The sequence below is a fragment of the Paenalicyclobacillus macrosporangiidus genome (assembly GCF_900116805.1).
GTDB classification, from domain to species: Bacteria; Bacillota; Bacilli; order Alicyclobacillales; family Alicyclobacillaceae; genus Alicyclobacillus_H; species Alicyclobacillus_H macrosporangiidus.
The window spans coordinates 22526-36748 of record NZ_FPBV01000002.1; the positions used below are offsets into that span (position 1 = coordinate 22526).

Sequence of the window (14223 nt, forward strand, 5' to 3'; positions counted from 1 at the left end):
CTCTGTCATTCCCGCCGCCTGCCCCCCACATGAGCTGGCAAGCCGTTCCTCCCTTTCTATGCTACTGGTTTTCACCCGGATTGGACAAGGGGGAAATCAGACGATGGAGGTGTGAAAAGGGGACTGCGACGGAGTCCGCCTCCATCCCTGGATCGCCCTGGATGTGAAGCGTAAGCCAAGTTTTCGTGATAAACCCCCGGCTTTGACGGTCTTCGCCCACGCGGAGGCTGGGGTTAGGGCGGATTTTCTTACAAAACCGCCTCCCTGGACCGCCTGGACACGCGAGTTAGTAAGGGAATTCCGGTCTCGCAACCGCTCGAAGACGGCGGAACGCGTCCAATCTGCAGATTTAACCGCAAGAATCGGACAATGCGAAGGCAAACAGGGCCTCGCGATCGCCGTTCTTAGCGTCCGGGACCCTCGGTACACGCTTCACCTCCCAGAACGAGAAAGGTTGTCCGACTCGTTCGGTGCGGGCAATGGTCGGCCCCGAGGACGATGCTGAGCGGCGGATCGAGAAACGCGTAGGTGCCCCGCAGTAGCTCGCGGTCAATCCTTCTGCGGGATGTTTATATCGCGCCGTTATCTCGTAAGATGCCAACATCGTCGTCCAATGAGAGTGGGCAGTCGATCAGGCCATGCAACGATTCCGCAGACAACCGAAGCTGACGAGCCAGGCTCTTGATACCATGACTGATCTTGGTGATTACCGTCCCTGCATCAACCGTATGACTTCCCGCCCTACACACGCCGAGAACGACGAGGGTCGGCTGGAGTGAACGACCCGGATGGTTGTCCGATTTTGCGGCTTAGATGCGCGATTCAGGAGCGGCCGGCGGCTTCAACACCCTCGTGAGAGCCAAATTTTCGTACTAAGGTGGGCCACCAGGGCGGGCCAAGGCGGCGATTTTATACGGGAACCCGGCTTAACCCCCTGCCCCAGCGCGGGTGGTGGTCGTTGAAGCCGGGGTTTTTGTACGAAAACCCAGGTTAAGGGGGCGGCCGAGGTTGGTCCCCTGCGCGAGCACCCGGACGTGAAACGCGATCACGCAACTGGCCAGCGTGTGAATGGGTCGGCTGAACCGGATTCGCCCGCCTTCCGGCTCGATGAGGCCTGGTGCATCCAGTGCAGCGAGGCGGGGCGTTGACAGTCGTCGATCCGGATCTTCGGTTAAGGAGAGTTCGGCACTCATTTCCAGAGAGCTCGGCTCCACAGTCCCAGCGCTCCGGGCACTCAGTTCCGGCGCCCCCGGCGCTCAGTTCCGGCGATTCAGGCACTCACTGCCGGCGACTTCGCCCCTCAGTTCGGTCGATCCACCCCTCAGTTTCGGCGATCCAGACGCCGGTTCGGATTCAGACGGTAGAGCCGAACCCGTTGTTTGCCACCCAGGGGATCGAGCCACCGTTTGCTCGCTAAGTTACGCAGGTGGCGGGAGGCGGTGTCACTCGAGACGTGGAGCAACTCCGCGATCCGCTTGGGCCCCATGAGGTCCGGCCACTTCGAGAAGATGCGGAGGATTTCGCGATCGAGCGAATTGAGTTCATGAAACGACTCGTTCTGCGTGCTGAACAGTCGCCCAAACAGTTGTTGAATGGTCTGTTGGCAGTGGCGCGGGTTGTTCGCGAGATCGTGCGTCGGAAACCGAAGCACGTACCACCCGTCAATCACGAGGGCATTCTGCCGCATCAGTTGGTCCGAGAAGTGCATCGCCGAGATCTCGCGGGCGTGGGTGGTGTAGCCGTCGAGTTCAATCGCGACGCGAAACCGAGGGTGCACGTACGCAAAGTCGATGAACCGCATGCCGTCCTTGAAGTCCTGCACCTCGTACTCGGGATACAGGCCGTCGAAGTGGCCGAAGGCGGGCCACCAAACGGCCTCCAGGAACAGCCGTTCCGAGTGGCCCAAGCCCTTCGCGAGGCGCTGACGGCGCGCGCTGGACATCGGTGTCTTCAGGTGGCGTCTGATAAATGCGCGATACGCCGCGGAGAAGTCCAACGCATCCACCTCCGTGATCGCATTCGGTGCCCCGTTCCTGCCTGCGCAGCGCTCGCCCGCCCGGCCATAAGGCCGTGCGTGCGGTCCCGTGTGGTCTTCCGAGCGGGGTCTGCTCCAGTCGTACCATTGCGATAGGTCCCTCGTCGATGATGTAAAGGAGAGAAGGTGATCCAAAGGTGGATGGAAAGAGAGGATTGGGCCGTAGCCTTGTGCGGAGGCCTCGAGGTGAGATCACGTCGGCGGGCGGAGCAGTTTTGGCCTGCGGGCCCGCAAGGGCCCGCCTTCTGACCTATCGGATGGGGTCATTGGATTTTCCCCCGGGCGTCGACCGGCCACTGATCGATGACCTCGTCACCCCTCGTCACGTACACGTGCTCCATCAGGTTGACCACGGGGCAGACATGGTTCGGGATGATGGTGACGCGTTGGCCGATTTCGCACGCCTCGCCGTTCAATTGCACGACGCCGTGCTCTTCGTAGAGGCGCTCCAGCACCGCCTTCGGCCACTCCTTGATGTAGCCAAATCCCGCACCGCCTCGTCGTGCCGGTTCGGACGTCAGCGTCTTGCTGCCCGCGTCGATCACGGCGCGATCGATCGCCGAATGGCTGACGACCGTCGCCAGGATGGACAGCGCGCAATTTTCCAGCGGGGTGCCCCGGGACAGTTCATTCACATCGTTGAACACGTAGGTGCCCGGACGCCATTCCGTGATACCGTCGATCACGATGCCCGACTTGCAAGCGGGCGTCGACCCGACGCTGACCTGTTCCACCTCGATCCCGCTTTCTCTCAACAACGCCGCGGTCGCCACCATGTCCCGCGCGGCCGCGGCCACCGCCGCCTTCAGCTCCTCCTCGTCACGCGCACGCCCCACGTGGCCTTCGTGGGTCATGATGCCCGCGAGGCGGACGTGCGGCAGCGCGGCGACCTTCTTGGCCAGCTGCAGCGCGGGCTCACCCGGGAGCACCCCGTCCCGGCGATTGCCGGTGTCCACAATCAGATACAGCGGCAGCACCAGGCCCGCGTCCCTGGCCGCTTCGTTCAACTTCCTCGCCGCGAATTCGCTGTCGAACGCCACGGTCACCTGAACGCGCCGAGCGAGGCGGACGATCCGCTCGATCTGCCAGTCGCCCACCACCGGATACGCAATCAAAATATCCCGTGCGCCGGATGCTGCCATCACTTCCGCCTCGCTGACCTTGGCGCAGGTCAGCCCGACGGCGCCGGCTTCCAGCTGCATCCGCGCAATCGCATGCATCTTGTGCGTCTTCACGTGCGGCCGCAGACGAACGCCCGCCCTCCGGGCCGCATCCGCCATGGACTGGATGTTCCTCTGCAGGATGTCGAGATCCACCAACGCCGCGGGCGTGGGCAGATCGTAAATGCGCATGTGGGGTCACCTCCATCATCACTGGCCGGGCGTGAGCCGCATTTTCGGACAATCTGCCCCGTTTTCCGCCCCCGAACCCTATCGTCGACCGGAATTTAAGCCGACTTCTCGGACAAACAAGGCCAATGCAGCCTTCGAAACGCGGGAGATTGTCCGAATACCTGGTTTAACAGGCTCCTTTTACACACGGCGCAGGCCGAAAACCGGGACTTTAAACAGTATTTTCGGACTAACCTAGCCGCCAGCCGGGGCCGTTGGATACCGAAGCGGCCTACCGCACGGCCCCCTCCGCCTGGCTCGCTAACCTTGAACCCCACTGTCCACATCTTCCTCGTCCCAATCCGGGTACTGCGGCCAAGGGTCTCCTACCGCTTCGATCACCAACGGAAAGATCGACTCCCCGTCGTCCGGGACCGCCCGCAGAAATTGCACGATGAAACGATGTTCTGCCCCGTAATCGTACAGAAAGAGCATCTTCTGCTTGGGCTCGCGGAACACGTTGGACACCTTGGTATCGCGAACGCTTAAAGCATCGTGCTTGAACCAGGAATCGGTCACGAGGTCGTCGTCCTCAAACCACTCGTATTTCTCGGCCGACGCAGGCCAGTTCTTCAAGTTGTCGTAGAAACCGTAGAGATGATCGTGCTCGAAGTCGAAGCTGTCCAGAATCGCCTCAGCCAACTCCGCCAGGGTCTGCCGTCCCAAGATTTCGATCACGCGGTAGGGATATCCCCGCACACGCGCCAGGAGATCGCTTTGCGTGACCTTCAGTTGCAGCACTGCGGCGGATCGGGTGGGCGACGCCGATCTGTGCGACACGGCACGCGCGGTGGTCCGTTTCACCATCTTCCATCACTCACCGTTTCTCGAAAACTGTATGCGAGACTGTGGTCAATGAATTCGCGAACAGCGAAACGGATTCCTCCCCCATAGGCAAGCGCGCCGCGCGGGATGAACGACCCGCCCCGGACCCACGCCGGCTCAGGCCCGGAGCAGCTCCGGACCAGCGCCGGCTCGGCCCCCGGACAAGCCCCCGCCTACACCTCCGTGGCCGCACTCCCCGTACCTACCACGCCAACGCCCGCGCGCTCTTCCCGCTCAATCTCCTCGAGGCTCTTCTTCTTGGTCTCCAGCCCCAGCCAGAGGATGCAGGCGGCCATCACGAGATACATGGCGAACGACGTCCAGAAGACCGCATACTGGCCGCCCTGCTGGAACAGATAAGCAATCATGTAGGGCGAGACGATGGTGCCCGCCCGGCCGAACGCGTTGGCGAGGGACGATCCCGCCATGCGCACGGAGGTCGGGAACATCTCCGGGATGTAGCTGGCGAGAATGATGGCGATGAGGATATTGCCGCCCGCGACGAACAAGAACCCGAGCGTCATGATGGCGGCAGGCGTGGTCGAGTAACCGTACAGCACGCCCAAGACCGCCAGGGTGATGGAGATGATGGCGAGGGTCCACTTGCGTCCGACCCGGTCGCTCAGCCAAGCCGCCAACGCGTTGCCAGGGATGGCGCCGAGCATGATGACGAAGGAGAACGTGAACGTCTTCACCTGGGAGATGCCCTGCTGGACGAAGAACGTCGGGATCCACGCCGTGAACGTGTACCAGGTGACCAGCGTGAGGACCGAAACGATGATGGAAAGGACGGTGATCTTGCGCACGCCGGGCGACCACAAGGACACCGCACGCGCCGGATGTCCGTCCGCCGCGCCCGCGGTGCCTTCGGACCCCGACGCAGGATCCCTGGCCGCACGCGCCGCAACCGCTGCCCCGGCCGGACCATCGGCAGTCTCTCCGTCCACAGCAGCCCTCGCACCTGCAGCGGCCTCCCCGTCTACACCAGCCCCCGCGTCTCCAGCGGCCAGCGGCGTCAGTCCCTCGACGCCCCGCTCGAACTGCCGGAGCACCGCCTCCGCCTCATGATGGCGGCCCTTGATCTCCAACCAGCGGGGCGATTCCGGCAGATAGAGCACTTGCAGCAGCCAGATGATGAGCGGCGGGATGCCCGCAATCCAGAAGAGGGATCGCCACCCGTAGTGCGGGATCAACAACAGCGCGGCCAACGCCGCCGCGGGTTGGGACAGGTTGATGATGAAGGACATCATGCCCGTCCAGAAGCCGCGGGATCGTTTCGGGACAAACTCCACCCACAACCCGTAGCTGGTGACAATCACGGCGCCAAGTCCCAGCCCCGCGACAAAGCGCGCTGCCAGAAGCCCTTGCAGCGACGGAACCACCGCGCAGGCCACGGTGGCCAAACCGTAGACCAGCAGCGAATAGCGCGAGGTGAAGCGGCGCCCGAAGCGATCCCCCAGGGCCGCCGCCCCCAACGCCCCCAGCAACAGGCCGAAGAACGTGGCGGAGATGAACTGGGCGTTCTGACCGACCGTTGAAAAGTGGGTCGCCACCATCGCCGCCAGCACAGAACCGGCGAGGTAGATGTCGAACCCGTCGAAAAACCCGCCGCCCGCCAGCAAGAACATGACGGAATAATGCCGTTTTGTCATCGGCAGCCGATCCAATCGTGCACCTGCCAGGGTCCCGGAAAACTGACCCATGTGTACCTCCCCCTGTCGAACAGAATCCAATTTTGTGTCTATTTTGCGCGTGCCGGGCGGCGGGCAGCGCCCTCACCCGCCTGTTGCAGCCGGCAGCCTCATATCACCCCATCCTCCTTCAGGCGCGCCAACACCTCCTCCGAATACCCGAGCAGCCCGCGGTACACGTCGTCGTTATGCTCGCCGGGCGCGCTCCCGCCGGGGAAGCGGATCTGCCCCGGGGTTCGGCTCAACTTCGGGACGATGCCCGGCATCGGGAAGGTGCCGTAGACCGGGTGCTGGACCGGGACAATCATCTCCCGCGCCTGGTACTGCGGATCCTCCACCATGTCCTTGGCGCTGTAGATGAGCCCGGAAGGAACGCCGTGCCGCTCGAGGACGGCGAGCGCGTCCTTGGCGTCGAGCGTCCGGGTCCACGCCTCGATCCGCTGGTCCAACTCCTCCATCCGTTCCCCGCGGGCATGATGCGTCGCGTAGCGCGGGTCCTCCGCCAGCTCAGGCTCGCCCATCGCCTGGCACAGCCGCCGGAACACATTGTCGGCGTTCGCGCCGATGACGATGTACTTGTCGTCCTTCGTGAGGTAGATGTTGGACGGCGCGATGCCGGGCAGGATGTTGCCCTGCCGCTCTCGGATGTACCCCGCCAAGAGGTAGTCCGGGATGACGCTCTCCATCACCGAGAAGACGGCTTCGTACAGCGCCGTGTCCACCACCTGGCCGCGACCCGAGCGGGATCGCTCGTGGAGGGCCATGAGGCAGCCGATGGTGGCGTGCAGGGCGGCCAGCGTGTCCCCGATGCTGACGCCCACGCGCGCCGGCGGCCGGTCGGGAAAGCCGGTGACGTACCGGATGCCGCCCATCGCCTCGCCGACGCTGCCGAACCCGGCCCGCTCCCGGTACGGGCCCGTCTGCCCGAAGCCGGAGGTGCGCACCATGATGAGGCCCGGGTTGACCTCGGCCAACCGTTCGTACCCGAGGTTCCACTTCTCCATCGTCCCCGGGCGGAAGTTTTCAATCACGATGTCCGCCTTCGACACGAGATCGAGAAACACCCGCTGTCCCTCGGGCACGCGCAGGTTGAGGGTGATCAGCTTCTTGTTGCGCGCAGCGATGGGCCAGTACAAGCCTTGCCCGTCCTTGACCTGCCCCCACCCGCGCAGGGGATCCGGTTTGTCCGGCGCCTCGATTTTGATGACCTCCGCCCCGAAGTCCCCCAGGAAACGGCCTGTCAACGGCCCGGCGAGCAGGGTGCCCAGTTCGAGGACGCGGATGCCGTCCAGCGGGATGGATCCCGCGGCCACCCCCTCCCCCTCGGGCCTCACGGCCCCGGATGCCGGTGTTGCGGTCGTACGCAGATTCGTGCTGTCAGTCGTGGAAGTCCGGATGGCGTCCGACATGCCCTCACCTCATCGCCGTCGTGTTCGTTGAAAACGCTGTACTTTCTGTTGATGATATCGTATTGTATACATTAGTCAATAGGGTTTGTGAACCCGCGCGACTCCAAAGCCGATGATAAGCGGAATTTCCGCGGTTCGATGCGGATCTTGGAGGCTCGCTCCCGAATCTCTTGAGAGTGTTTGTATACAATCCGGCAAGGAGGGGGACGGACTGGACGCCTACGAGTTCATCCGCAAGGCCATCATCCAGGGCGATTACGAGCCCGGCCAGCGCCTGACCGAGGAGTTTCTCGCCGGAGCGCTGAACCTCAGCCGCACCCCCATTCGAGAGGCCATCCGGCGGCTGGAGACGGAGGGGCTCGTCACCCCCCTCAAGCGAGGGGTGATGGTGCGGGCCTACACGCGCGAGGACGTGGAGCAGATCTACGATCTCCGCGCCCTCCTCGAGGCCCACGCCGCGGGACGCGCGGCGCATCACCGGACGCAGGCAGACATCGCCGCACTGCATGAGGCCCACGCCGCCTTCGAGGCGGCCGTCGTCCGTTACCGGCCCCGGCACCGGGAGGGTCTCGAGGACGTGGTGCACTGGAACGGCGTGTTCCACAATCACGTGGTCCGCGCGGCTGCCAACCCGCACGTCGGTTTTCTGCTCGAGAAGGTGGTAGCGTTGCCGCTGGTGTTCCAATCGTTCTACTGGTACGACGAGCGCGAGGTGCAACGGTCCCTGGAGACGCACGCCGCCATCCTGAAGGCGATTGAGCGTCAGGACGCCGACTGGGCCCGCGCGGCCATGGCACAGCACATCTACCAGGGCCGTGATCACGTCCTGGCGCACATTCCGGCCGCTCGCGCCTCGGAGCAAGAGGACGCCGGACCCGCCAGGGCGGCGGAACCTGGGGCGGCCGGTACATCCATCCACAGGGGAGGGGAAACCGAATGATTCACATCACGGAGGTGGGCCCGCGCGACGGGCTGCAGAATGAGCGCAAGCATCTGACGGTCGCCGGGAAGGTGGAGATGATCCAGCGCCTGGTCGACGCCGGGCTCCGGTACATCGAGGCGGTGTCCTTCGTCAACCCGAAGGTGGTGCCGCAGATGGCGGGCGCCGAAGACGTCATGGCCGCGGTCCCGCGCCGGGAAGGCGTGACCTACGCCGGTCTGGTGCTCAGCCGATCCGGGCTCGAGCGGGCGCTTCGCAGCGGGATCGATGTGATCCACATCGCCCTCGCCACGAGCGACACCTTCAACCTGCGCAACGCCCGGCGCACGGTGGAGCAGGGCTTGGAAGAGCTCGCGGCTGTGGCCCGGGACGCGGTGGCCGCGGGAACACCGGTGGTGGGGTACCTGGCGACGGCATTCGGATGCCCCTTCGAGGGCGAGGTGCCGCTGCATCGCGTGCTCTCCGCCGCCGACGTGCTGCTGGAGGCGGGCTGCCGCGGCATGGTCCTGTGCGACACGGTCGGGGTCGCCCATCCCCGCCAGGTGCAGGCCTTCGTCGAAGCCTTTCGATCCCGCTTCGGCCCCGACGACCAGGTCCCCTTGGGGCTGCACTTCCACAACACCCGCGGCCTCGGCCTGGCGAACGTGTACGCCGGGTACCTGGCGGGCGTGCGCCGCTTCGATGCGTCCGTCGGCGGCCTCGGCGGCTGCCCGTTCGCGCCGAAGGCGGTCGGCAACGTCTGCACGGAGGACATGGTCAACCTGTTTGACCAGATGGGCGAGCCCACGGGCGTCGACCTGTCCCGGTTGGTGGAAACGGCACGGTGGGTGGAGGCGCAGGTGGAGCGGCGCCTCGATGGCATGATGATGAAGGTGGGGGTGTGACAGCGAAGACGGTTCGTCCGGGGCGGTGACATCCGCCCGCCGCGCCGGCACCCGCTGGGGTGCCGGCATTCGTTTGCGGCCGTGCCCGCCCCGGCGATCCCCGGGGATCAGACGCGGAAGCGGGACAGCAGAGACTGAAGCTGCTCCGCCATCTGCGTCAACGATTGTGCCGAGGCCGCGATTTCCTCCATGGAGGCCAACTGCTCCTCGGTGGCGGCGGAAACGGTCTGCATGCCGGCGTTAGTCTGCTCCGTGACCTCGGAGACCTTGCCCATCACGTCACGCAGCTCCGCGGCGTGATCCGCCAAGCGCTGTGCCGACTCCGACACCTGCTGGATCTGCTGGGAGACCGTCGAAACCGCCCCGGCGATGGCATGGAACGACGCACCCGCGTCCTCGGTCGCCTGCAGCCCCGACGCCACCTCCTCGGTGCTCTCCCGCATGGATGCCACCGCCGCCTGGCTCTCGTCCTGAATCCGGGCAATCAGGTCCTGGATTTGCTGCGCCGACTGCCCGGCGTGATCCGCCAGCTTGCGCACCTCGTCTGCCACCACCGCGAAACTGCGGCCGTGCTCTCCGGCGCGCGCCGCCTCGATGGCCGCGTTGAGCGCCAGCAGATTCGTCTGTTCAGCGATGTCGGTGATGACCTCCACAATCTTGCCAATCTCCTCAGACCGCTGCTCTAAGCCGAGGACGACCGCCGCCAACTGGTCCATCTTCTCCTGAATCCCGGACATCCGCTGCTGCACCAATTCCAGGCATGCGGTTCCGTCCGCCGACGCCTGGGCGGCCGTGGCGGCGGATCGGCTGGCCTCTTCCGCGCTCCCCGCAATCTGATCCATCGCCGACGCCACCTGATTGACCGTCTGATGGCCGCCGTGCACCGCCGCCACCTGCCGGTCCGCACCAGCGGCCACCTCCTGAGCGGTCTGTGTGACCTGCTCGGTGGCACGCATGTTCTCCTCCGCGCTGGCGGAGAGCTCCTCCGCGGAGGCCGCCAACTGTTCGGCCGCTTCCCCGACGCTTCGGATCAGCGTCCGCAGGGCGTCCATCATGTTCGCGAACCCGCGCTGCAGGCGGGAAATCTCATCCCGTCCCGACGAGATCTCCGGCTCGACCGTCAGGTCCCCGGCCGCGACCCGTTCCACCTGGGCGGTCAAGCGGGACACCGGTTTTGAGATGCGGTGGGCGACCCACAGGCTCACCAGGGACCCGAGGATCACTTCGGCGACGATGACCCACAGGAGCGACGTCAACACCGCGTTCGCCGGAGCTTCGAAGTCGGACAGGTACGTGCCTGCCGCCACGTTCCAGCCCCACACCGGATCCTTCTGGACGTACACAATTTTCTTCGCCTGCACCTCGGAGTTGGGAAGCGGCCACATGTACGTGAGATAACCGCCGCCGTTCTGGGCCAGCTTGACCATCTCCCGGCCCGAGTACACCCCGTCCGCGGTCTTCTGATTCCAGTTGTCCTTTCCTTCCACGGTGGGATTCATGAGGCTCAGCGCGTGATCGTTGATGGCGATCACGTAGCCGTTCTTGCCGATGGCAAACCGTGGATTGATGGGCCGGTGGCCCTTCGAATCCTTCGGCCCGAGCACCTCCTGCTTGACCTTTTCCTGGGCGGCCTCAAGCGTCATCTGGCCCGCCTTCACCTGGCCGTTCACCTCGTCGATGAGGGCCAACACGTGCTGGACCGTCTGCCGCAACTGTTCCTTGCCCGCGGCCTCCAACTGATTTCGGGTCACGGTGTAACTGACCAAGCCGAGGACCAAAGTCGGAATCACCAGCAATGCCAGCGACAGGACCAACAACCTGAAACGCAACGACGAAAACCAATCCCGAAGAACTGTGCCCATGTCTTCCTCCTGCTCGATGAGATATCCCGTTCCAGGCGCTCCGTCCGCCCCATGGCTGCAGGTCAACAAAAAAAGGCGGCCCGGCCATGACGCAGGGCAGCCTCTTTCGAACGCAGAGACATCGACACGCAGAAACCATGATGGTGCTGCATGTGGCAACCCGGCGGTCATAGACGGACGTCCGTAGACCCGTGGCTTTGCGTCCCAGCGTTTCCACTGGTTTGCCCTGAGCACACGCCAGAATTCATATGCAGTTTCGGAATGACGAAACGGACCGCCTGTCCCAAGGAATCTGTAACTCGGTTACATTTATAGTAGTCAAATTGTCCCGGCATCTGCAACCCGGTTCACGGTTGCGCGGTTCCAACCTCCGCCTTGCCCGCGGCAGGCGACAACGCATCCTCTTCAGCGTAGGTGCGTTCCACCTTTCCGAGGATGAACACGTACGCGGCCGCGCCGAGCAGCGCCACCAGTCCGGTCAGGATGAGGGGGATCCTGAAACTGTGGAAGGCCTCGTAGAGCACCCCCGTGATCAACGGCGCAAACGAAGCACCCAAGTTGCCGCCAAAGTTCTGCAGCGAACTCACCGAGGAGACCACCCGCGGCGGAGCCAGATCCATCGGCAGGGAATTCACGCTGCCGGTGACCAGTCCCATGGCGGCCATGGTGAGGACGAGAAACACGACGGTCATCGCCGGAGACGTGCTGTACGCCGCAATCAGCACGAATACGGTGCTCAGCAACAGGCCGCCTCCGATGACGGTCTTGCGCACCATCGTCTTGTCGCCACCGCGGTTCACCCAGGCGTCCGCCAACCAGCCGCCGAGCAGGGTGGTGACGATGGAGACCACGAACGGCAGGGCGCTGAGCGACCCGCTCTGCCCGATGCTCAGATGTTCCTGCAGCACCAGGATGCCGGGCAGCCAGGTCAGAAACACGTAAAGCACGTACAGGTAGCCGAACTGGCCGATGATCATCGCCCAGGTATTCCGATACTGGAACAGTTTGCGCCAGGGAATGCGCACCTCACCCGCGGCCGCAGGCTCCTGCGCAATCCCGCGATCCCGCCGGTAGATCAACAACCAGACGACCACCCACACCACGCTCATCGCACCGGTGAGATAGAAGACCTCGCGCCAGCCGAGTGCCGTCAATATGGCGGCCGACAGCGGGAGGCCGATGGTCGGTCCCAGCTTGTTCCCGGTGAAATAGATGCTGATGGCTTTGCTCCGGTCCCGCGACGGGATGTTTTCCACCACCAGTTTCGGCGCGGACGGCAACAGGGTCGCCTCGCCGAACCCGAGCAACCCGCGGAACACGGCCAGCACCGGAATCTTGAGCGTCACCGCGGACAACCAGGTCGCCACAGTCCACAAGGTGAGGCCCAACGGCAGCACGCGGCGCGGATGCAGGCGATCAATCAGGGGGCCTGCAACCAACAGGGACAGGGTTAAGCACCAACTGAAGACGGATTGCAGGAGTCCCAGCTGTCCCGGGGTCATCAGGTGATGCTTCACCCAGTAGGAGCCAACGATGGAGATGTTGACTCGGTCAATGGCGGAGATCACCAGTGCGGCCAGCAACATGAGCACGATGGCCCACTGATACCAAGACCATCCGGACGCCCTTCGCTCTCCCATACATTCCTTCCTTTCATATCTGTTTTCGGATCATGAATTCGCCGGTCGGTGGCCGCAACCCCCGGATGACTTTCATCCGTCCTGCGGCTGAAACCTCCGGAAGCCCATCGTCAGTCTGGAAGCGGCTGTCCCTTCGTTTCCCTGCAGAACAGGGTGCACACGAACCCGAGAATGTAGATGAGCCCAATCCACGTGGCGGCCATGCTGTATCCGCCCAACACGCTGATGAGGTACCCGGCGCACAGCGGACCGAGAAACGCCACGAACCGGGCGGCGTTGAACACGAGGGACACGCCGGTGGCACGGAACGCCGTCGGGAAGAACTCGGGCAGCCACACCGGCATCCACGAGTACTGACCCAAAGTGAACAGACCGTTGACCGCCGTCAGGAACAACAGCCAGTTCAGATCATGGACCCACAGGAACAAGACCGGCGTCAGGACGAGCGACATGCCGAAATACAGCAGCGCGGTCGGCTTGCGGCCCCACGCGTCCGCAAGAAACCCGAGCAGGATGTACCCCACGATGGCGCCCACGTTGTACACCATGCCCGCCAGACTGGACCAGTGCGTGGCGGACAGCCCCTCGCGGCCGGCCACCGACGCCAGATAGGCGGGAACCCACGAGGAGATGGCCCACCAACCGACCGTCGTGGTCAGCGACATCAGCAGACCGAGCAACGTCTGGCGTCTGACAGAGGGCTCCAGAAAAAGCGCTTTCAGGGTGAACGTGGCGTATTTCTCTTCGTGGTCCGCCAGCCGCTCCCCCTGCCGCAGCCGGTGGCGCACCTGGCGGCGCAGGGCATTGGCCTGCTCCCAGCGCTGCGACTCATCCACACTGCGCCGCAGCCACAGCACCAACAGCGCCGGCAGCACCCCCAGCACGTACATGACACGCCACGCGTTCGGTCCCGTGCTCCCGAGGAAGAACCACACCAAGGACGCGATGAAAAAGCCAATGCCCAGACCGCACTGCATGATGCCTGCGGCCTTCGCACGCGTGTGTCTGGGGAAGACCTCGGCGACCATGGAGGTGCCCGTTCCCCACTCCGAGCCGATGCACACCCCGACCAGAAATCTCAGCACGATGAATGACGTCCAGGACCAAGCCACCGCGCTGACGCCTGTCATCAGGGCGTACGCCAGGATCGAGAGCATCATCACTTTTTTGCGACCCAGATAATCCGCCAAAATGCCGCCGACGATTCCGCCGATGCCCCATCCCAGCAGCGTCAAGCCGATGGTCAGGCCCGCGTAGAACGGGACCATCTTCACCTGCGCCGCGGGCAAGAGCTGTTTGAGCGCCACGGCGACGGTCAGAATCATGGCGTACGTCTCGTATCCGTCGAACAGCCACCCGAGGTTGGACGCCAGCAGCGCGTACCACTGCTTCGGACGGATGGACCGGTACCATGGTCCAGATTCGACGGCCATTTCAGCATTGACCGCGTGCATGACACATTCCTCCAATTCTGAATTCAAAAGGAACGGTTTCGCCCGACATCATCGAAGGGATCCCGTCGCCTCCAGTTCGGTGGGCATCCCGC

At 64.1% G+C, this 14223-nt stretch carries 10 protein-coding genes and 1 riboswitch; of the genes, 2 read left to right on the forward strand and 8 right to left on the reverse strand.

Annotated features, from left to right (window positions below; all coding sequences use genetic code 11):
- Window positions 1–1321: 1321 nt before the first annotated feature.
- The 5 genes from BM357_RS02525 to BM357_RS02545 all read right to left on the reverse strand — a co-directional run bounded on the left by BM357_RS02525 (window position 1322) and on the right by BM357_RS02545 (window position 7351).
- Window positions 1322–1996 (reverse strand): DUF559 domain-containing protein, encoded by a 675-nt coding sequence (locus BM357_RS02525; protein ID WP_074949352.1) that lies wholly within the window; start codon window positions 1994–1996, stop codon window positions 1322–1324.
- A gap of 302 nt (window positions 1997–2298) precedes the next feature.
- Window positions 2299–3387, reverse strand: coding sequence for an alanine racemase (locus BM357_RS02530; protein WP_074949354.1), 1089 nt, complete (start codon window positions 3385–3387; stop codon window positions 2299–2301).
- A gap of 300 nt (window positions 3388–3687) precedes the next feature.
- On the reverse strand, window positions 3688–4233 hold the full coding sequence (locus BM357_RS02535; protein WP_074949356.1) for an IS1096 element passenger TnpR family protein: 546 nt from the start codon (window positions 4231–4233) through the stop codon (window positions 3688–3690).
- Window positions 4234–4424: 191 nt separating this feature from the next.
- Window positions 4425–5954: an MFS transporter gene (locus BM357_RS02540; RefSeq protein WP_074949358.1), complete on the reverse strand. Its 1530-nt coding sequence runs from the start codon at window positions 5952–5954 to the stop codon at window positions 4425–4427.
- A gap of 98 nt (window positions 5955–6052) precedes the next feature.
- The gene (locus BM357_RS02545; protein WP_139234529.1) at window positions 6053–7351 is read right to left on the reverse strand and encodes a CaiB/BaiF CoA transferase family protein; all 1299 of its coding nucleotides are present in this window, start codon (window positions 7349–7351) and stop codon (window positions 6053–6055) included.
- Window positions 7352–7463: 112 nt separating this feature from the next.
- Between BM357_RS02545 and BM357_RS02550 the strand changes: the two genes are divergently transcribed.
- A complete protein-coding gene (locus BM357_RS02550) occupies window positions 7464–8291 on the forward strand; it encodes a GntR family transcriptional regulator (RefSeq protein WP_074949360.1) in 828 nt (275 codons plus the stop codon).
- A complete protein-coding gene (locus BM357_RS02555) occupies window positions 8288–9175 on the forward strand; it encodes a hydroxymethylglutaryl-CoA lyase (RefSeq protein ID WP_074949361.1) in 888 nt (295 codons plus the stop codon). The genes BM357_RS02550 and BM357_RS02555 overlap by 4 nt, the downstream gene beginning before the upstream one ends.
- Window positions 9176–9282: 107 nt before the next feature.
- Here the strand turns inward: BM357_RS02555 and BM357_RS02560 are convergent, their stop codons facing one another.
- The 3 genes from BM357_RS02560 to BM357_RS02570 all read right to left on the reverse strand — a co-directional run bounded on the left by BM357_RS02560 (window position 9283) and on the right by BM357_RS02570 (window position 14131).
- Window positions 9283–11037 carry a methyl-accepting chemotaxis protein gene (locus tag BM357_RS02560; protein ID WP_074949363.1) on the reverse strand — a complete coding sequence of 585 codons (1755 nt, stop codon included), beginning with the start codon at window positions 11035–11037 and terminating at the stop codon, window positions 9283–9285.
- A 151-nt stretch (window positions 11038–11188) separates the two neighbouring features.
- A riboswitch (cyclic di-GMP riboswitch) is annotated at window positions 11189–11273 on the reverse strand.
- Between the two features lie 111 nt (window positions 11274–11384).
- On the reverse strand, window positions 11385–12677 hold the full coding sequence (locus tag BM357_RS02565; RefSeq protein ID WP_074949365.1) for an MFS transporter: 1293 nt from the start codon (window positions 12675–12677) through the stop codon (window positions 11385–11387).
- A gap of 110 nt (window positions 12678–12787) precedes the next feature.
- Window positions 12788–14131: an MFS transporter gene (locus tag BM357_RS02570; protein ID WP_074949367.1), complete on the reverse strand. Its 1344-nt coding sequence runs from the start codon at window positions 14129–14131 to the stop codon at window positions 12788–12790.
- Between the last annotated feature and the right edge of the window lie 92 nt (window positions 14132–14223).

Excerpts from the sequence above, each read along its gene's own strand:
- BM357_RS02530 (WP_074949354.1), bottom strand. The coding sequence starts at position 3,387 with ATGCGCATTTACGATCTGCCCACGCCCGCGGCGTTGGTGGATCTCGAC.
- BM357_RS02535 (WP_074949356.1), bottom strand. The coding sequence starts at position 4,233 with ATGGTGAAACGGACCACCGCGCGTGCCGTGTCGCACAGATCGGCGTCG.
- BM357_RS02540 (WP_074949358.1), bottom strand. The coding sequence starts at position 5,954 with ATGGGTCAGTTTTCCGGGACCCTGGCAGGTGCACGATTGGATCGGCTG.
- BM357_RS02545 (WP_139234529.1), bottom strand. The coding sequence starts at position 7,351 with ATGTCGGACGCCATCCGGACTTCCACGACTGACAGCACGAATCTGCGT.
- BM357_RS02550 (WP_074949360.1), top strand. The coding sequence starts at position 7,464 with ATGATAAGCGGAATTTCCGCGGTTCGATGCGGATCTTGGAGGCTCGCT.
- BM357_RS02555 (WP_074949361.1), top strand. The coding sequence starts at position 8,288 with ATGATTCACATCACGGAGGTGGGCCCGCGCGACGGGCTGCAGAATGAG.
- BM357_RS02560 (WP_074949363.1), bottom strand. The coding sequence starts at position 11,037 with ATGGGCACAGTTCTTCGGGATTGGTTTTCGTCGTTGCGTTTCAGGTTG.
- BM357_RS02565 (WP_074949365.1), bottom strand. The coding sequence starts at position 12,677 with ATGGGAGAGCGAAGGGCGTCCGGATGGTCTTGGTATCAGTGGGCCATC.
- BM357_RS02570 (WP_074949367.1), bottom strand. The coding sequence starts at position 14,131 with ATGCACGCGGTCAATGCTGAAATGGCCGTCGAATCTGGACCATGGTAC.